The organism is Pseudomonas sp. H2_A10 (assembly GCF_054680085.1).
In genome coordinates, this window is record NZ_CP162821.1 from 384,397 (window position 1) to 404,431 (window position 20,035).

Annotated in this window: 12 protein-coding genes; 5 read left to right on the forward strand and 7 right to left on the reverse strand. The window is 60.1% G+C overall.

The features are described from left to right. Positions 1-54: 54 nt before the first annotated feature. The 5 genes from AB4O23_RS01785 to putP all read right to left on the reverse strand — a co-directional run bounded on the left by AB4O23_RS01785 (position 55) and on the right by putP (position 6,025). Positions 55-441 (reverse strand): hypothetical protein, encoded by a 387-nt coding sequence (locus AB4O23_RS01785; protein WP_017526484.1) that lies wholly within the window; start codon positions 439-441, stop codon positions 55-57. Positions 442-898: 457 nt separating this feature from the next. Next, positions 899-1,285 (reverse strand): hypothetical protein, encoded by a 387-nt coding sequence (locus AB4O23_RS01790; protein ID WP_065879471.1) that lies wholly within the window; start codon positions 1,283-1,285, stop codon positions 899-901. Further along, the gene (locus AB4O23_RS01795) at positions 1,285-2,136 is read right to left on the reverse strand and encodes a hypothetical protein (RefSeq protein ID WP_217855724.1); all 852 of its coding nucleotides are present in this window, start codon (positions 2,134-2,136) and stop codon (positions 1,285-1,287) included. Before AB4O23_RS01795 ends, AB4O23_RS01790 begins: the two co-directional genes overlap by 1 nt. Then, positions 2,093-4,336, reverse strand: coding sequence for a type VI secretion system Vgr family protein (locus AB4O23_RS01800; protein ID WP_241665016.1), 2,244 nt, complete (start codon positions 4,334-4,336; stop codon positions 2,093-2,095). The genes AB4O23_RS01795 and AB4O23_RS01800 overlap by 44 nt, the downstream gene beginning before the upstream one ends. 204 nt (positions 4,337-4,540) lie before the next feature. After that, on the reverse strand, positions 4,541-6,025 hold the full coding sequence (gene putP / locus AB4O23_RS01805) for a sodium/proline symporter PutP (RefSeq protein WP_460061935.1): 1,485 nt from the start codon (positions 6,023-6,025) through the stop codon (positions 4,541-4,543). A gap of 461 nt (positions 6,026-6,486) precedes the next feature. On the opposite strand from putP, the gene putA reads away from it, so the two are divergent. Both putA and AB4O23_RS01815 read left to right on the forward strand, forming a co-directional pair. Beyond that, the gene (gene putA, locus AB4O23_RS01810; RefSeq protein WP_460061938.1) at positions 6,487-10,440 is read left to right on the forward strand and encodes a trifunctional transcriptional regulator/proline dehydrogenase/L-glutamate gamma-semialdehyde dehydrogenase; all 3,954 of its coding nucleotides are present in this window, start codon (positions 6,487-6,489) and stop codon (positions 10,438-10,440) included. 227 nt (positions 10,441-10,667) lie between these two features. Further along, a complete protein-coding gene (locus AB4O23_RS01815) occupies positions 10,668-12,470 on the forward strand; it encodes an acyl-CoA dehydrogenase (RefSeq protein WP_460150375.1) in 1,803 nt (600 codons plus the stop codon). Here the strand turns inward: AB4O23_RS01815 and AB4O23_RS01820 are convergent. Together AB4O23_RS01820 and AB4O23_RS01825 are read right to left on the reverse strand one after the other, a co-directional pair. Further along, positions 12,467-12,757: a cell division protein ZapA gene (locus AB4O23_RS01820; RefSeq protein WP_017526490.1), complete on the reverse strand. Its 291-nt coding sequence runs from the start codon at positions 12,755-12,757 to the stop codon at positions 12,467-12,469. The genes AB4O23_RS01815 and AB4O23_RS01820 overlap by 4 nt on opposite strands. After that, positions 12,754-12,984 carry a hypothetical protein gene (locus AB4O23_RS01825; protein WP_017526491.1) on the reverse strand — a complete coding sequence of 77 codons (231 nt, stop codon included), beginning with the start codon at positions 12,982-12,984 and terminating at the stop codon, positions 12,754-12,756. The genes AB4O23_RS01820 and AB4O23_RS01825 overlap by 4 nt, the downstream gene beginning before the upstream one ends. Positions 12,985-13,344: 360 nt before the next feature. Here AB4O23_RS01825 and AB4O23_RS01830 point away from each other — a divergent pair, with 360 nt between their 5' ends. The 3 genes from AB4O23_RS01830 to selO are packed head-to-tail and all read left to right on the forward strand — an operon-like array spanning position 13,345 to position 20,035. Then, entirely contained in the window at positions 13,345-15,087 is a 1,743-nt protein-coding gene (locus tag AB4O23_RS01830; protein WP_460070203.1) for a potassium/proton antiporter, read from the forward strand. A gap of 52 nt (positions 15,088-15,139) precedes the next feature. Next, the gene (mscK, locus tag AB4O23_RS01835) at positions 15,140-18,523 is read left to right on the forward strand and encodes a mechanosensitive channel MscK (RefSeq protein ID WP_017526493.1); all 3,384 of its coding nucleotides are present in this window, start codon (positions 15,140-15,142) and stop codon (positions 18,521-18,523) included. 48 nt (positions 18,524-18,571) lie between these two features. Beyond that, on the forward strand, positions 18,572-20,035 hold the full coding sequence (gene selO / locus AB4O23_RS01840; protein WP_460150377.1) for a protein adenylyltransferase SelO: 1,464 nt from the start codon (positions 18,572-18,574) through the stop codon (positions 20,033-20,035).

The window sequence follows — 20,035 nt, forward strand, 5'->3', positions numbered from 1 at the left end:
CATAGAAGTTAATTAAATAGTCCACCGTCAAACACTGCGACGCCCCGAGAGTTTTTATCCAAGCCAGCCCATATATTCACCGACACACCACAAAGTAACCGCGTACCCCCCCATACCCATCAAAAAAAAACCCCACAGTCTCAACTCACGCATTAGCTGGCGAGGAACATTGTCCAGATCTTCACGCGTAATGGCCCCATCCTTAATATGCAATTTCTGAAAGACAAACATTCCAGCGACGGTATTCACAAAAAAAGTTTTGCTTAAAAAATCGGAACCAATAAAACGCTTACGGTAAGAGATCAATCTTGAAGCACCCAAGCACTCCAATATTTCATCGACTTTACGATATGAAAAATACACCTGCCCCACTAAAACAAGAACGACCCATAACGCCGCGATCATCAAACAATAAAAATACAAAGTCCTTGCGCTTTCCATATTTATTTCACTCCCTCATAAACAACTTCCCCCAACTTGCTCCCCATGCGAGCTCCGGCATTCCCCCCTATTGCGGCTCCGGCACCCACAACCACCACGCCGCAAATTAACCCGCCAACGCCAAGGGTTCCTACACCGATAGCAATACAAACCGGAGTGGCCGCCAATGTGCCCCGGTCGAGCGTACTGCGTAAGGTGTGGATTCAGGCTGCGAAAACGCTCCAGAATAATTGCACCGGGAGACTCGAACAGCGTTTTTTCCAACTCACCACGCTGCATGGCGCGTTGCACGATATGAAAACCCGGCTCTACAGCCGAGGCTTCGCGGCTGAGCCTCCGCGAGCTGATTATCGGGCAGGTGACCTTCGTCAAGCCTTGCAGGTGTGCCAATACGGTTTCCAACGAACTGGAGAGACCTTAATCGCATCAAAAGCAATACGTCGATGTCGTAATTTTTTCATTTCAACCAACCTACGCACTCTCCAACACCCCATAACACCACGCAAACAACCACCAAGAAGAATAAGACATACACCAACGCCCTTAATTGAAACTTAAGTTTCGACGGAACACTTTCAAACTCCTCACGGGTAAACCCACCCTCTCTTATGTGCACTTTCGGAAAAGCAAGCATTCCGGCAATCGTCAGTACAAAACAAGATCTACTAAAAAAATCCTTTCCCAGCAACTGCTTACGAAACACTACAACCTTTGAATTTCCCAAACAGGCCAGTATTTCATCTACTTTCGAATACGAAAAATAAAGCTGCACTAGAAAAGTTAAAAAAATCAAAGCGAACACGCTTATCCAGCACCACATATAAATTACGTAATACTCGTTCATTATGGGTTTCGCACCTCATAAATGAATTCACCGATGTGTTCTCCAACTTTCGCTCCACCCAACCCGGCAATAGATGTACCTGCCCCTATGACCACCAAGACACATAACACTCCTCCTACACCGAAAGTTCCGGCGCCGACGGCAGCGCAAATTGTACTAGCGCCAGCTACTCCGGCGGCGCCACCCAACCAGCCACCGGCAACGCCTCCGACGAAGCTCCCCCCTTCAATGAACTTTACTTTCTTACACTTCGCCGGCGTATCAACGCGGCACGTTTCCTTCACTTTCAACGCTGAGGCTGAAGCCCCGAGCACCATACCAACGAAACCACCAACCTTCATGTATTGGCTTGCACGCGCCACACCCTGAATATGTGTCGCATACCCGGGAATACCTCCTGCCACACCGGCCCTGCTCCAATGATGAACCAGACTACGACTGGAGATTCCCAGCGCGCTTTTGAGCTTTGGGTGATCTGCAATATTTACACCCTTTCGGACTAAGGGTCCCAGGCTGTTATCCAGTCGAGTTAACAACTGCTTGCGCTTTGTAAAGAATTCGACACCTTGCAAACTCCCTTGTGCCTGAAAGGTTCTAACATGCAATTTTTCGAGAGCATCAAGTACCGACTTCGTCCGTATCAGATGACCTTCCACCATCGTCGACCCAATCCCCACCGCCATCGAGCTATCCGCCAAAAACCCCCTAACCACCTCATGGTGCTCCACCATAAACGCCGCTTCCTCATCACTCATCGGCGTCAGCGCATTGCTCACCTCTTGCGCTGCCTCCATCAGCAATGCTTCCTCACGGGTGCATTGGCTGTTGAGTGGATCGCTGAGGACGAGCATCTGCCCCGGTCGGGCGTACTGCGTAAGGTGTGGATTCAGGCTGCGAAAAACGCTCTAGGACAGTTGCACTGGGAGACTCGAACAGCGTTTTTTCCAACTCATCACGCGGCATGGCGCGTTGCACAATATGAAAACCTGGCTCTACAGCCGAGGCTTTCGCCGCAGGGGCTCCTCGAGCGTTATTACCTGCGCTGCCATGCTGCGCGATATCGCACTGCCCATTCTTGCAACGCTCACATTCCTCGCAAAACGGTGCACTACGCTTCAAACTCGCCACTTGCACGGGGCTCAGTGGGGCGGGGATAACCGCCAAGAGTTTTTCCTTGAGCCCCGGTATCAACGGCGCCGGGCCGGGGGCAGGGCCGCCGCCGAGCTGGATCGGCACGCTGCTGAATATGCCGCCCGCTGAAAGCGTGATTGACTGCCCTCCTGCCTGGATCGTGAGGGTGGCGCCCGCGTCGATAACGATGCTCTGCCCTGCGCCAATCTGAATGGTTTGCCCAGCCTTTACCTGCTGCGAGCCGCCGACCACCAGGTGATCATCCAGCTTGAGTTCGGTCAGGCGGTTGCCATGGGTGATGCGCTGTTCTTCGCCCTGCAGTTCATGGTGCGACTCACCCCCAACTTTCACCCGGCGCTGGTTGTCGACCTGTACCTGCTGGTCATGTAACACGTGCTGGGTCCAGTCGCGCTGGGCACGCAGGTAGATTTCTTCGGCGCCCTTGCGGTCTTCGATGCGCAATTCGTTGTAACCGCCGCCACCGGGGCTGCTCTGGCTGCGGAAGATGCTGCGGGTCTTGTCCGCCGGCAGGTCGAGGGGCACCGGCGTCGCCGCGTTGGGCAGGCAACCCATCACCAGCGGCATGTCCAGGTCGCCATTGACGAAGCCCACCAGCACTTCCATGCCCACTCTGGGGATAAGCACCGCTCCATAGCGGTCATGGGCCCAACCGCTGGCAACCCTCAACCAACAACTGGCGTGATCGTCATGGACCCCGGCGCGGTCCCAGGCCAGTTGCACCTTGACCCGGCCGTACTCGTCGCAATGGATTTCGCTGTCGGCAGGCCCCGTGACCACGGCGTTCTGATAACCCGAGATAGCCGGGCGCGCTTGCTCGGACAAAGGCGGGCGGAAGATCACATCCCAAGGCGCGGCGACAAAGTTATTGCGATATCCCTGCCGAAACTCACCGTCGCAGACTTCAGTCACAGCCTCCTCAAGCACTTGCGGCTGCTTGCCTTCGTGGCTTACTTGGCGCACCAGCCACAAGTCATTCCAGCTCTCGCGGGGGTGCCCTGACAACTTGAGGAAACCGCCACTGACCAATGCCGGTTCATCACCCTCGCCATGGGCCAGTCGGTAGTCGCTGCGTTGGCGCTCCAACCCGCGCTGCGCGAGGTGTTTGCCATGGGCACGGTCGCTGAATTGGCCGGGATAGCCTTGCTGTTCGAGCATGGGAAGCTGTTCACCGCTGGCCGCGCTTTCCAGCGCCAGGCGCGGTTTTCGGAAATCGTAATCGCGCAGGTTTACCGCCGTGGTAGCGGTCGCCAACTGCACGGCGAAGCGTTTGATCGCCGGGGTTTGCGCGACCATTCCGGAACCGGGCATGTAGGGAGTGGGTTGCTCCGCCTGGGCAAACACGGTCTGGTCATCGCCGAACACCAGCAGATGTCCTTCGGGTGAATGCTGAAAATGGTAGTGAATGCCCTGCTCGGCACACAGACGTTGAATGAACGCCAGGTCGGTCTCGCCGAACTGCACGCAATATTCGCGCTCGAGGTAAGTACCGCTGAGGCGAAATTCGAACTGATCACTCAGGATCCCCTGCCCCACCAGCACCAGTGCCACCATCTGCGGCACCGTCTTGTGCTGGAAAATACGCTGGTGGCTGCTATGCGCCAGGTAGGCCAATTGCGGTACAAGAGTGATTTGATATCGCGTCAGACGGCGCCCGGAGTCACCCTGCGCCACTCGGTAAACCAGGCCGTGGACGCCATGCCCCCGATCATCGAAACCCAGGTAAACCTGGCGATGCAACACGCTTTGCAGGTCAAGATCGGGCTGCTCGCCTACCAGCTCAAGGTCAAAACAGTAGGGCTGACTAAGCGCCTCGTTACCGTTGAAGCGGTAGACCTTGAGGTCACTGGCAACCCCGTCGAGGGTCAGGGTAAAGGCACTTTGATTGGCAGGAGCGAACATCCGGTGTTTCTCTGCGAGGGGTAGGCGCAAGATTCTGCACCACGATTTCACCTCTCTGAGCGCCCCCCGAGCAAATCAGTAAACCCCTACACGCCAATGTCGGAATCTTCTTCGGAACATCTCAAATCACGCGCAAAAAAAGGCCCGCCATCCGTAGGACGCGGGCCTTCTTTTTAACTCAAACGGCGCTTAACGCCCGGCGAGTTACTTGTTGAGGTTGTAGTCTTTTTCGGCGGCGTCAAAGCGCTCGACCATACCGGCGGTCGGTGCGCCCATCTTGCTCACGAAGTAGATCGCCAGGCTGGCGAAGATGAAGCCTGGGATGATTTCGTACAGGTCCAGCAGCGAGAAGTGCTTCCACACGATCACGGTGGTTGCGCCGACCAGGATGCCGGCCAGTGCGCCGTTGCGGGTCATGCCTTTCCAGATCACCGAGATCAGCACCACCGGGCCGAACGCCGCGCCGAAACCGGCCCAGGCATAGCTGACCAGGCCCAGCACGCGGTTTTCCGGGTTGGCGGCCATGGCGATGGCGATCAATGCCACCAGCAGCACCATGGCGCGACCGACCCATACCAGCTCAACCTGGGAAGCGTTCTTACGCAGGAAGGTCTTGTAGAAGTCTTCGGTCAGGGCGCTGGAGCACACCAGCAATTGGCAGCTCAGGGTGCTCATGACGGCCGCGAGGATGGCCGACAGCAACACACCGGCAACCCATGGGTTGAAGAGGATTTTTGCCAGTTCGATAAACACACGCTCAGGGTTCTCGGTCACAGGACCCGCCACTTCCGGATGCGCCGAAAAGTAGGCGATACCGAAGAAGCCAACGGCCACGGTGCCGCCCAGGCACAGGATCATCCAGGTCATGGAGATGCGGCGCGCCTTGGCGATCGACTTCACCGAATCCGCCGCCATGAAACGCGCCAGGATATGCGGTTGGCCGAAGTAGCCCAGGCCCCAGCCCATCAGCGAGATCACGCCGATGAAGGTGGTGTTTTTCAGCATGTCGAAATTGGTCGGGTCCTTGGCTTCGATGGCAAGGAAGGTGGTGTCTACGCCGCCGGTGGCCAGCAGCACGATGATGGGCGTCAGGATCAACGCAAAGATCATCAGCGTCGCTTGCACGGTATCGGTCCAGCTCACCGCCAGGAAACCACCGATAAAGGTGTAGGCAATCGTCGCCGCAGCGCCGGCCCACAAGGCAGTCTCGTAGGACATGCCGAAGGTGCTTTCGAACAGGCGGGCACCGGCCACGATGCCGGACGCGCAGTAGATGGTGAAGAACACCAGGATCACGACGGCGGAAATGATCCGCAGCAGGCCGCTTTTATCTTCGAAACGGCTGGAGAAGTAATCCGGCAGCGTCAGGGCGTCGCCGTTGTGTTCGGTCTGTACCCGCAGGCGACCGGCCACGAACAGCCAGTTGAGGTAGGCACCGGCGATCAGGCCGACGGCGATCCAACTTTCCGACAGACCGGACATGTAGATCGCGCCCGGCAAGCCCATCAACAACCAGCCGCTCATGTCGGAAGCCCCGGCGGACAACGCCGTCACCACGCTGCCGAGGCTGCGACCGCCAAGGATGTAATCGGAAAGGTTATTGGTGGAGCGATAGGCCATCAGGCCGATCAGCACCATTGCTGCGATGTAGATCACGAATGTGATCAGGGTTGGATTGCTAACGCTCATAGGAGTGACGCCCTGGCTTTGTTTTTATGTGGCAGCGGTCTGTCGGACGGCTACCCACTGATCAGTGAGTAAACGTACCTGCGTGCCGCGCATTTATGACTGACGTTTCCCCAGGAAAGCCGCCAGCCGATGAACCCCGCTTTCGCGTTGGTTGCACCTTGGCCGCGAATGCTATTCAACAAAGCAAATAAGGTGCAACCAGTTTCTTGGGATTAAGTTGCACCTGAGCGCAAATTCGCTCAAACACCCTGTTTTTGCTCCTTTTCGGAGCAAGAACAGCGGATCTCATAAGCAAATGCACCAAGAGAAAGCGCAATCCGCTGAACGCTCAATTTTTTCACCGCATCCATCGAAAATTTCATGGATAAAAAGGGTTGCACCCGGTTGCACCTCTTCTTGGGCGCAGCTAATCTTGCCGCCAGCTAATGCCACTCGGTAGTGGCACCCATGAGGATAAGAAAATGGCGACGACCACCCTTGGGGTCAAACTCGACGACCCGACCCGCGAACGCCTTAAGGCTGCCGCGACCTCCATTGATCGCACGCCGCACTGGCTGATCAAGCAGGCGATTTTCAATTACCTGGAGAAACTCGAGGGTGGTGCAACCCTGGCCGAGCTCAATGGCTTGAGCAGCAAGGATGCCGACGACGCGGGCGAGGTCCAGGCCGACCACGCGCACCAGTGCTTCCTTGAGTTCGCCGAGAGCATCCTGCCGCAATCGGTACTGCGCGCCTCGATCACCGCCGCTTACCGCCGCCCGGAGCCGGAAGTGGTGCCGATGCTGATCGAACAGGCCCGCCTGCCGGCCCCCATGGCTGAAGCCACCAACAAGCTGGCCGCCTCGATTGCCGAGAAACTGCGCAATCAGAAGAGCGCCGGCGGCCGTGCCGGTATTGTTCAGGGCTTGCTGCAGGAGTTTTCCCTGTCGTCCCAGGAAGGCGTGGCCCTGATGTGCCTGGCCGAAGCGCTGTTGCGTATCCCGGACAAGGGCACTCGCGACGCACTGATCCGCGACAAGATCAGCACTGGCAACTGGCACCCGCACTTGGGCAACAGCCCGTCGCTGTTCGTCAATGCCGCCACCTGGGGCCTGCTGCTGACCGGCAAACTGGTCGCCACGCACAACGAAGCCGGCTTGACCTCATCCTTGAGCCGCATCATCGGCAAGAGTGGCGAGCCGATGATCCGCAAGGGCGTCGACATGGCCATGCGCCTGATGGGCGAACAGTTCGTCACCGGCGAAACCATCGCCGAAGCCCTGGCCAATGCGAGCAAGTTCGAAGCCAAGGGTTTCCGCTATTCCTATGACATGCTCGGTGAAGCCGCGCTCACCGAACACGACGCCCAGAAGTACCTGGCCTCGTATGAACAAGCCATTCACTCCATCGGCAAAGCCTCACACGGCCGTGGGATTTATGAAGGCCCGGGCATTTCCATCAAGCTTTCGGCACTGCACCCGCGTTACAGCCGTGCGCAATATGAGCGCGTGATGGACGAGTTGTACCCGCGCCTGCTGTCCCTGACCCTGCTGGCCAAGCAATACGACATCGGCCTGAACATCGATGCCGAAGAAGCCGACCGCCTGGAACTGTCCCTGGACCTGCTGGAACGCCTGTGCTTCGAGCCGCAACTGACCGGCTGGAACGGCATCGGTTTCGTGATCCAGGCTTACCAGAAGCGTTGCCCGTACGTGATCGATTATGTGATCGACCTGGCACGCCGCAGCCGCCATCGCCTGATGATCCGCCTGGTTAAAGGCGCGTACTGGGACAGCGAAATCAAGCGCGCCCAGGTCGAAGGCCTGGAAGGCTACCCGGTGTACACCCGCAAGGTGTACACCGACGTTTCCTACATCGCATGTGCTAGAAAACTGCTGTCGGTGCCGGAAGTCATCTACCCGCAGTTCGCCACGCACAACGCCCACACCCTGTCGGCCATCTACCATATCGCCGGTCAGAACTATTACCCCGGCCAGTACGAGTTCCAATGCCTGCACGGCATGGGCGAACCGTTGTACGAACAGGTTGTAGGCAAGGTTTCCGAAGGCAAGCTGAACCGTCCGTGCCGCGTGTACGCGCCGGTCGGCACTCACGAAACACTGCTGGCGTACCTGGTGCGTCGCCTGCTGGAAAACGGCGCCAACACCTCGTTCGTCAACCGTATCGCCGACCAGTCCATCTCGATCCAGGAACTGGTGGCCGACCCGGTGGCCAGCATTGAGCAAATGGCCACGCAGGAAGGCGGCTTCGGCTTGCCGCACCCGCGTATTCCATTGCCGCGCGACTTGTATGGCAGCGACCGCGCCAACTCGGCGGGTATCGACCTGGCCAACGAACACCGCCTGGCGTCACTGTCGTGCGCCCTGCTGGCCACCGCTCACAACAACTGGAAAGCCGCGCCGATGCTGGGTTGCGCCGCCAGCGAGCAGGCCGCGACAGCGGTGCTGAACCCGTCCGACCTGCGTGATGTGGTCGGCCAGGTGCAAGAAGCCACTATTAAGGACGTCGACAACGCGATCCAGTGCGCCATCAATGCGGGCCCGATCTGGCAGGCCACCCCGCCCGCCGAACGCGCCGCGATCCTGGAGCGCGCCGCCGACCTGATGGAAGGCGACATCCAGCCACTGATGGGCCTGCTGGCCCGCGAAGCCGGCAAGACCTTCGCCAACGCCATCGCCGAAGTGCGTGAAGCCGTGGACTTCCTGCGTTACTACGCGGTGCAGGCACGCAACGATTTCACCAACGATGCCCACCGCCCATTGGGCCCGGTGGTCTGCATCAGCCCGTGGAACTTCCCGCTGGCGATTTTCAGCGGCCAGGTGGCGGCTGCGCTGGCCGCCGGCAACCCGGTATTGGCCAAGCCCGCCGAGCAAACCCCATTGGTAGCGGCCCAGGCCGTGCGCATCCTGCTCGAAGCCGGTATTCCGGAAGGCGTGCTGCAACTGCTGCCGGGCCAGGGCGAAACCGTCGGTGCCCGCCTGGTGGGCGACGATCGCGTCAAAGGCGTGATGTTCACCGGCTCCACCGAAGTGGCGCGCCTGCTGCAACGCAATGTCGCCGGGCGCCTGGATGCCCAGGGCCGTCCGATTCCGCTGATCGCCGAAACCGGCGGCCAGAACGCGATGATCGTGGACTCCTCGGCGCTCACCGAACAAGTGGTCATCGACGTGGTGTCGTCGGCCTTCGACAGCGCCGGTCAACGTTGCTCCGCGCTGCGCGTGCTGTGCCTGCAGGAAGATTCGGCGGACCGCGTCATCGAAATGCTCAAGGGCGCCATGGCGGAATGCCGCCTGGGCAACCCGGAGCGACTGTCGGTGGACATCGGCCCGGTGATCGACGCAGAAGCCAAGGCCGGCATCGAAAAACACATCCAGGCCATGCGCGACAAAGGCCGCAACGTTTACCAAGTGGCGATTGCCGATGCTGAAGAGATCAAGCGCGGCACCTTCGTGATGCCAACCCTGATCGAACTGGAAAGCTTCGACGAACTGCAACGCGAGATCTTCGGCCCTGTGCTGCACGTGGTGCGCTACAAGCGTAAAGAGATCGACCAGTTGATCGGCCAGATCAATGCGTCCGGCTACGGCCTGACCCTGGGCGTGCACACCCGCATCGACGAGACCATCGCCAAGGTGATTGATAACGTCAACGCCGGTAACGTTTACGTTAACCGCAACATCGTCGGCGCCGTGGTCGGTGTGCAGCCGTTCGGTGGCGAAGGCCTGTCGGGCACCGGCCCGAAAGCCGGTGGCCCGCTGTATCTGTACCGCCTGCTGTCGACACGTCCTACCGATGCGATCGAACAATCCTTCGTACGTGGCGACAAGCTGGCAGCACCCGATGTGCGCCTGCGCGATGCCATGAGCCAACCACTGACTGCCCTGAAAACCTGGGCCGACAGCAATAAGTTCAGCGAGCTGAGCACCCTGTGCACTCAATTCGCCGCGCAGTCGCAAAGCGGCATCACTCGCCAACTGGCCGGGCCGACCGGCGAGCGCAACAGCTACGCCATTCTGCCCCGCGAGCATGTACTGTGCCTGGCGGAAGTAGAAGGCGACCTGCTGACCCAACTGGCCGCGGTGTTGGCGGTAGGCGGCTCGGCGGTATGGCCGGAAACCGACCTGACCAAGGCCGTGTTCCCACGCCTGCCGAAGGAGATTCAGGCGAAGATCCAGCGCGTGGCTGATTGGGCCAAGGACGAGGTGGTGTTCGACGCGGTCCTGCACCACGGCGATTCCGACCAACTGCGCGCGGTGTGCAAGCAAGTGGCCCAGCGTGGCGGTGCGATTGTTGGCGTGCATGGTTTGTCGCAAGGTGAGACGGCGATTGCACTGGAGCGCCTGGTGATTGAGCGGGCGTTGAGTGTTAACACCGCAGCAGCGGGTGGCAACGCCAGCTTGATGACCATCGGCTAAAAAACGCAGTTGCACAATGTGGGAGGGGCTTGCCCCCGATAGCGGAGTTTCAGTCAGCACACCTGGTGCTGACACACTGCTATCGGGAGCAAACCCCCTCCCACTTTTTTGATCGTGTTTCAATTCCCTCCCCGCGTTCTGCCCCTTCATCACCCAGATCAATCTTGCTATCCACCCTCCATTTGCGCACTTAGACTCCGGCCTATTCCCCTAAAAGGTAAGCCGCCATGTCCGAGACGCTGCTCAGTTCCCGCAATCTGGCTTTCGAGCTCTACGAAGTCCTCGATGCCGAGGGCCTGACCCAGCGCGAGCGGTTTGCCGAGCACAACCGCGAAACCTTCGACGCGGCCATCAGCACCGCGCGCAGCATCGCCGAAAAGTACTTCGCCCCCCACAACCGCAAAAACGACGAAAACGAACCGCGCTACGAAGACGGCAAGGCCATCCTGATTCCCGAGGTCAAGCCGGCCGTGGATGCGTTCCTTGAGGCGGGCTTCCTCAACGCCGCGCGCAGTTTCGACGCGGGCGGCATGCAGTTGCCCACCCTGCTGTCCCAAGCCTGTTTCGCCCACTTCCAGGCGGCCAACGCGGCGTCCACGTCCTACCCGTTCCTGACCATGGGCGCGGCCAACCTCATCGAAAGCTTCGGCACCGAAGAGCAGAAACAACGTTTTCTGCAGCCCATGATTGATGGGCGCTTTTTCGGCACCATGGCCCTGACCGAGCCCCATGCCGGCTCATCCCTGTCGGATATTCGCACCCGCGCAGAGCCGGCGGCTGACGGCACCTATCGGCTCAAGGGCAACAAGATCTTCATCTCCGGCGGCGACCACCCGCTGTCGGAAAACATTGTGCACATGGTGCTGGCCAAGCTGCCGGACGCCCCGGCCGGGGTGAAGGGCATTTCGCTGTTTATCGTGCCCAAATTCCTGGTCAACGAGGATGGCAGCCTCGGCGCACGCAACGATGTGTTGCTGGCCGGGCTGTTTCACAAGATGGGCTGGCGGGGCACCACGTCCACCGCGCTGAATTTCGGCGATAACGGCAACTGCGTCGGCTACCTGGTAGGTAAACCGCACCAAGGCTTGAGCTGCATGTTCCAGATGATGAACGAGGCCCGCATTGGGGTTGGCATGGGCGCCGTCATGCTCGGTTACGCGGGCTACCTGTACTCACTGGACTACGCTCGCGAACGCCCGCAAGGGCGCCTGCCTGACAACAAAGACCCCAGCACCGCGCCGGTCTCGATCATCCAGCACGCCGATATCAAACGCATGCTGCTCACCCAAAAAGCCTATGTGGAAGGCGCCTTCGACCTGGGCCTGTACGCCGCGCGGTTGTTCGATGACACCACCACGCTGGGAACCGACACCGAGCGCAAACAAGCTCACGAACTGCTGGACCTGCTCACGCCCATCGTCAAATCCTGGCCGTCGGAGTTCTGCCTCAAGGCCAACGAACTGGCGATCCAGATCCTCGGCGGCCACGGCTACACCCGCGAATATCCGGTGGAGCAGTACTACCGCGACAACCGCCTGAACCCGATCCATGAAGGTACCCATGGCATCCAGTCCCTGGATTTGCTGGGTCGCAAGCTGGCGCAAAACGGTGGCGCGGGGCTCAAGCAACTGATCCGCCTGATTGCCGAAACCGGTGCGCGGGCGCACAAATACCCGTCACTCACCGCCTTGAGAGAGCCGCTGGAACAACTGGTGGCGCGCCTGCAAGAAGTCACGTTGGGACTGCTGACGGATCTCGCCCAGGGCAGCGTCAACAACAGCCTGGCGAACTCGGCGCTGTACCTGAAGGTATTCGGGCATACGGTGATTGGCTGGCGCTGGCTGGAACAGGCGATTCGCGCCGAAGAAGGGCTGGCCCGGGGCAATGCGACGGACATGGCCTTCTATAAAGGCAAGCTCCAGATCGCCCGTTACTTCCTGACCTGGGAAGTACCGGGCTGCCATCATGAACTGGCGATTCTTGAGGCACGCGACGATACGTGCCTGGGGATGCAGGATGGATGGTTCTAAGGCTGGATCGCCTTGGAAATCACTTCGACCGTGGCGCTGACTTGCTCTTGGTAACGGTCGAGTTCCTGTTGGTGCGCCTGCTGCATTTCGATCTGCTCGGCGCACAGGTTCAGCGCCGCCAGCACCAGTAATTTGTCACCGATCAGGGTCGGGTACTTTTTCTTGGTGGTGGCCAGGGAAGCCTTGAGCATGGTCACGGCGTGCATCAGGGTTTTATCCTCCCCGGCCGGCGCCTTGATCGAGTAATCCTCTCCGAGAATCGAAACGACCTTTATGCCTTCATTCATGCGCCGACAGGCCCCGCGCTCACGCGCTCAACCAACGCCTGGATACGGGCCGCGGTGGCGCCATGCTTTTCTTCCTGCTCCATCAGGCTCAGTTGCAGGCTGTCGTTCTCATCCTTGGCGCTGGCAAGTTGCGCCTTGAGGGATTCGTTGCTGCCCAACAGGTCTTGATTCTGCTGTACCAGGTCGCTGACCAGTTGTTCCAATTGGCTGAGGGATGCTTCTAACATTTTGATTTCTCGGGCTTTTTCAAAGGGCGGTGACGATAAAGAAAATTCACCTCGGATGCCAGGGTTATCCCCGGCGCGCAGCTCGATTTTTAAGGGGCCGGGCCACACTTTCGAGCCTTAGTGACTGCATATCCCCCATCTGGTTCCTGAAACCATAAAACCTCTGGTCGGGCGCTTGCGCCTCCAACTGAACGTACTCGGTTAAAAATGTGGGAGGGGGAGTTTGCCCCTTACACATTTGGATCCCTGCGAATCAGAAAAAGCTTTTTGACAGCGCAGCAATTCAACAGGTTAGAATCGCTGGCACGCAGACTGCATGGTCAGTCCGCGCCTGTCTTGTTTGCCCACGGAGTACTGCCTTTGAATGCGACGACCATCAACAGCCTGTTCTTGATCGGCGCGTTGCTGGTGAGTGCGAGCATTCTGGTAAGTTCTCTTTCGTCGCGCCTGGGGATTCCGATCCTGGTGATCATCCTGGGCGTAGGCATGCTGGCCGGTGTCGATGGCGGCGGCATCATCTTCGACAACTACCCGACCGCCTACCTGGTGGGCAACCTGGCCTTGGCCGTGATCCTGCTCGACGGCGGCCTGCGCACACGGGTAGCGAGTTTTCGCGTGGCGCTCTGGCCGGCGTTGTCGCTGGCCACGGTGGGGGTATTGATTACCACCGGCCTCACCGGCATGGCGGCGGCATGGCTGTTTAACCTCAATATCATTCAAGGCTTGCTGATCGGCGCCATCGTCGGCTCCACCGATGCGGCGGCGGTGTTCTCGCTGCTGGGCGGCAAGGGGCTTAACGAACGGGTCAGCGCCAGCCTCGAAATTGAATCCGGCAGCAACGACCCGATGGCGGTGTTCCTCACCGTGACACTGATCGACATGCTCGCCAGCGGCCAGACCGACCTGCACTGGAGCCTGCTGACCCATCTGGTGCGCGAATTCGGTATCGGCGGCATCGTCGGCCTGGGTGGCGGCTGGTTAATGCTGCAAATGGTCAACCGCATCAACCTGGCCAACGGCTTGTACCCGATCCTGGTGATCGCCGGCGGCCTGTTCGTATTTGCCCTGACCAACGCCCTGCACGGCAGCGGCTTCCTCGCGGTGTACCTGTGCGGCCTGGTGATCGGCAACCGTCCGGTGCGCAGCCGTCATGGCATTTTGCATATGCTCGATGGCATGGCCTGGCTCGCGCAGATCGGCATGTTCCTGGTGCTGGGCCTGCTGGTCACCCCCCACGACTTGCTGCCGATCGCCCTGCCGGCGCTGGGCCTGGCGCTGTGGATGATCCTGTTTGCGCGGCCGCTGTCGGTGCTGGTCGGCCTGCTGCCGTTCAAGGCGTTCCACGGCCGCGAAAAAGCCTTTATCGCCTGGGTCGGCCTGCGCGGCGCGGTGCCGATCATTCTGGCAGTGTTCCCGCTGATGGCCGGGCTGCCCCATGCGCAGCTGTATTTCAACCTGGCGTTCTTTATCGTGCTGGTGTCGTTGCTGGTACAGGGCACGAGCCTGCCGTGGGTGGCCAAGTTGTTGAAAGTGACGGTACCGCCGGACCCCGCGCCGATCTCCCGTTCCGCCCTCGAAGTACATGTCACCAGCGAGTGGGAACTGTTCGTCTACCGCCTGGGCGCGGAAAAATGGTGCATCGGCGCAGCCCTGCGCGAGCTGAAAATGCCCGAAGGCACACGGATCGCTGCCCTTTTTCGTGGCCAGCAACTGCTCCATCCGTCGGGTAGTACCGTGCTGGAAGTCGGCGATCTGCTCTGCGTGATCGGCCACGAACACAACCTGGCGGCCCTGGGCAAACTGTTCAGCCAGGCACCGCAACGCGGCCTCGACCTGCGCTTCTTCGGCGACTTCGTCCTTGAAGGCGACGCCCAACTGGGCGCGGTTTCGGCGCTGTATGGCCTCAAGCTCGAAGGGATCGACCCGGACATGCCGTTGAGCCGTTTCATCACCCAGAAAGTCGGCGGCGCGCCGGTGGTCGGCGACCAGGTGGAGTGGAACAACACCATCTGGACCGTCGCGGTCATGGACGGGAACAAGATCGGCAAAGTGGGCGTCAGATTCCCCGAAGGAAGTCGCCCGGGCCCCGGTCTCTTCCTCTAAACTGCCGAGCGACGCAACGCTCCCGACTCTTCACCTAGCTCAATCGGTCTCTATGCCAACCCTGCGCACATTTCTCGCCACCGCCCTGCTGGGCCTGACCCTTTGTGTCGGCAACGTCTACGCCGCCGACCCGCCCAGCGCCGACGCCATCCAGCAAACCCTGGACAAGCTGCCCGACCGCAAGCTGCCCGACGCCGACATGAAGGCGCTGCAAACCGTCCTGCAGCAAACCCTGACGTACCTGGGCAACAAGCAGGACTACGAGCAGCGCCTGGCCGACGTCAAGCGCCAGTTGGAAGATGCCCCGCGCCAGACCAGCGAAAATCAGCGCGAACTGACTCGACTCAAAGCCACCAAGGTCATTCCGGTGGCCCAGCGCTATGCCACGCTGCCCGTACCGCAACTGGAACAACTGCTGGTCCAGCGCAGCACCCAGCAAGGCGACCTGCAAAAAGAACTGGCCGACGCCAACAGCATGACCATCGCCGCGCAGACCCGCCCCGAGCGTGCGCAGACCGAAATCAGCAGCAGCCAGGCGCGCATCCTACAGATCAACTCGACGCTCAAGGCCGGCAAGGACAATGGCAAAGCCCTCAACGCAGACCAACGCAACCAGCTGAATGCCGAACTGGCGGCACTGAATGCCTTGATCCCGCTGCGCCGCCAGGAACTGGCCGGCAACAGCCAATTGCAAGACCTGGGCAACAGCCAGCATGACCTGATCCAGGAAAAAGCCGCGCGCCTGGAACAAGAGATCCAGGACCTGCAAACCCTGATCAACCAGAAGCGCCTGGCGCAATCCCAGCAGACCGTGACGCAGCAGTCCATCGAGGCACAGAAGTCCGGCGGCAGCAGCATCCTGGCCACGGAAAGCGCAGAGAACCTGAAGCTGTCCGACTACCTGCTCAAAAGCACCGACCGCCTCAACGACCTGACCCAGAAGAACCTGCAAACCAAGCAACAACTGGACACGGTGACCCAGAACGACGCCGCGCTGGACGACCAGATCAACGTGCTCAAGGGCAGCCTGCTGCTGTCGAAGATCCTCTATAAGCAAAAACAGGCCTTGCCACGCCTGACCGTCGACCGCGACCTGGCCGACGACATCGCCAACATTCGCCTGTACCAGTTCGAGGTCAACCAGCAACGCGAGTTGATCAGCTCCCCCAGCGCCTATGTGGAAAATCTGCTGGCCAACCAACCGCCGGATGACGTGACGCCACAGCTGCGCCGCACCTTGCTGGAACTGGCGATTACCCGCAGCGACTTGCTGGAACGCCTGAGCCGCGAACTGAGCGCGCTGCTCAACGAATCCATCACCCTGCAACTGAACCAGAAACAACTGCTGAGCACCGCCACCACCCTGCGCGCGACGCTCGACGAACAGATGTTCTGGATCCCCAGCAACAAGCCGCTGGACACCGAGTGGCTGGAAAGCGTGCCGGCGCACCTGAGCAAGCAAGTCACCAGCCTGCCGTGGGCGTCCAGCGTCAGCGAACTGTATGACGGCCTTACCCAGCGCCCACTGTTGTTTCTGCCGCTGCTGCTATTGATTGGCGCCCTGCTGTGGCGACGCAAGGCGCTGTACCAGCGGCTGAGTAAAGTGCATCTGGACATCGGCCACTTCAAGCGCGACAGCCAATGGCATACGCCGCAGGCCATCCTGATCAACATCCTGCTGGCGATGCCGGTGTCCCTGGGGCTGGCATTGTGCGGCTACGCATTGCAGATCGACGCCCGCGGGCAAAACGCCAACCTGGGTTCAGCGCTGCTGCAACTGGCCCAGGCATGGTTGGTGTTCTACACCGCCTACCGGATTCTCGCGCCAGGTGGCGTGGCCGAACTGCACTTCCGCTGGGAAAAACCCCAGGTTGAATTCCTGCAAGGCTGGGTCCGCAAGCTCGGGCTGGTGGTACTGGCCCTGGTGGCCGTGGTGGCGGTTGCCGAGCACCAGCCGGCGGCGCTGGCCGATGACGTATTGGGCATCGGCGTCGTGCTGACCTGTTATGCCCTGATGGCCTGGCTGCTGGGCCGCCTGCTGCTCAACAGCCCCACCCACGAAAAAGCCTCGCTGTTTCGCAAAGCCATGGGCCTGCTGTTTACCGCTTTGCCCGTCGCATTGTTTATCGCCGTGTGCTTCGGCTATTACTACACCGCCCTCAAACTCAGCGACCGCTTGATCAACACCCTGTACCTGCTGATGTTCTGGCTGGTGATCGAAGCCACCTTCGTGCGCTGGCTGAGCGTCGCCGCACGACGCCTGGCCTATGCGCGCGCCCTGGCCAAACGCCAGGCGGCCAAGGAAGCGGGTGAAGGCGAAGCGGTGGTTGAAGAGCCGACGCTGGACATCGAAAAGGTCAACGAACAATCCTTGCGCCTGATCCGCCTGGCCCTGCTCGGTGGTTTTATCGCGGCGCTGTACTGGGTATGGTCGGACCTGATCTCGGTGTTTTCCTACCTGGATAACGTCACCCTGTACGAATACACCAGCGGCACCGGGGCCAATATCAGCATGGTGCCCATCAGCATCGGCGACTTGCTCGGCGCGCTGATCATCATCGGTATCACCTTCGCCCTGGCGCGCAACTTGCCCGGCTTGCTGGAAGTATTGGTGCTATCCAAGCTCGACCTGGCCCAGGGCAGCGCCTACGCCACCACCACGTTGCTTTCGTACGTGATTGCCGGGGTGGGTTTTGTCTCCACGCTCTCTACCCTCGGCGTGAGCTGGGACAAATTGCAATGGCTGGTGGCCGCGCTGTCGGTAGGCCTGGGCTTCGGCATGCAGGAGATCTTCGCCAACTTTATTTCCGGCATCATGATCCTGTTCGAACGCCCGGTGCGCATCGGCGACACCATCACCATCGGTAACCTGTCGGGCACGGTGAGCAAAATCCGCATCCGCGCCACCACCATCACCGATTTCGACCGCAAGGACATCATTGTCCCGAACAAAACCTTCATTACCGGGCAACTGATCAACTGGTCGCTGACCGACACCATTACCCGCGTCACCCTGAAGCTGGGTGTGGACTACGGCTCCGACCTGGACCTGGTAAAGGAGTTGTTGCTCAAGGCCGCCAGGGAAAACCCACGGGTACTCAAAGAACCCGAGCCTCACGTGTATTTCCTCAATTTCGGCGAAAGCACCCTCGATCACGAACTGCGCATGCACGTACGTGACCTGGGCGACCGTAACCCGGTGCTGGACGAGGTCAACCGCTACATCAACCGTGAATTCAAGAAACAGCACATCAACATCTCCTTCCGGCAGATGGAGGTGTACCTGAAAAACCTGCACGGCCAGGAATACAAACTGGTGCCGGTGGAAGACGAGCGCAAGACCCTTATCGGTCCCGCGCCGGTGCAGGACGCACCCGAGCCGCCCGCCGGAAAGGTCGAGGATGCGCCGGAACCGCCACCGAGCAAACTCGACTAACGCATCTAGCCCCAGCACAATGCCGGGGCATTCTGCTGGAGATGGCCGGTGAAAGCCCTAGACGAACTGACCTTCGACAACCGCTTCGCCCGTTTGGGCGACGCGTTCTCAACCCACGTCCTGCCAGAACCGCTCGATGAGCCGCGCCTTGTCGTGGCGAGCGATGCTGCCATGGCCCTGCTCGACCTCGACCCGGCGGTGGCCGAAACGCCGGTGTTTGCCGAGCTGTTTGGCGGCCATAAGCTATGGGCCGAAGCTGAGCCGCGGGCGATGGTCTATTCGGGGCATCAGTTCGGCGGCTATACCCCGCAACTCGGCGATGGCCGCGGACTGTTGTTGGGCGAGGTGTACAACAATGCCGGCGAGCACTGGGACCTGCACCTCAAGGGTGCCGGGATGACGCCGTACTCGCGGATGGGCGATGGCCGCGCGGTGCTGCGCTCCTCGATTCGTGAATTCCTCGCTTCCGAGGCGCTGCATGCGCTGGGTATCCCCACCAGCCGCGCCTTGTGCGTGATCGGCTCCAGCACGCCGGTATGGCGCGAGAAGCAAGAGCGCGGCGCCATGGTGTTGCGCCTGGCGCCGAGCCATATCCGCTTCGGGCATTTCGAATATTTCTACTACACCAAAAAGCCCGAGCAGCAGGCAGAACTGGCCGAGCACGTCTTGAATCTGCATTACCCCGAATGTCGCGAACAGCCCGAGCCGTACCTGGCGATGTTCCGCGAGATCGTCGAGCGCAACGCCGAACTGATCGCCAAATGGCAGGCCTACGGTTTCTGCCATGGCGTGATGAACACCGACAACATGTCGATCCTCGGCATCACTTTCGACTACGGGCCGTATGCGTTTCTGGATGATTTCGACGCGCACTTTATCTGCAACCATTCGGACCATGAAGGGCGCTATTCCTTCAGCAACCAGGTGCCCATCGGCCAATGGAACCTCAGCGCGCTGGCCCAGGCGCTGACGCCGTTTATCAGCGTTGAAGCCTTGAAGGAGGCGCTCGGCCTGTACCTGCCGTTCTACCAGGCCCACTACCTGGACCTGATGCGCCGCCGCCTGGGGCTGACCACGGCCGAAGACGACGACCAGAAATTGGTAGAGCGCCTGCTCAAGCTGATGCAGAACAGTGGCGTGGATTACACGCTGTTCTTCCGCCGTTTGGGGGATGAATCTGCGGCGCTGGCCGTGGCGCGGCTGCGCGATGACTTTGTCGACATGGCCGGGTTCGATGCCTGGGTCGACCTGTACAAGGCCCGTGTTGCGCGGGATGGGGAGTACAGCGAAGAACAGCGCCGTGGGCGGATGCACGCGGTCAACCCGCTGTACATCCTGCGCAACTATCTGGCACAAAACGCCATCGCCGCCGCCGAATCCGGGGATTACAGCGAAGTACGGCGGCTGCATGCGGTGCTGTCCAAGCCGTTTGAGGAGCAAACGGGGATGGAGCAATACGCGCAGCGGCCGCCGGATTGGGGCAAGCATTTGGAGATTAGTTGTTCGTCGTAA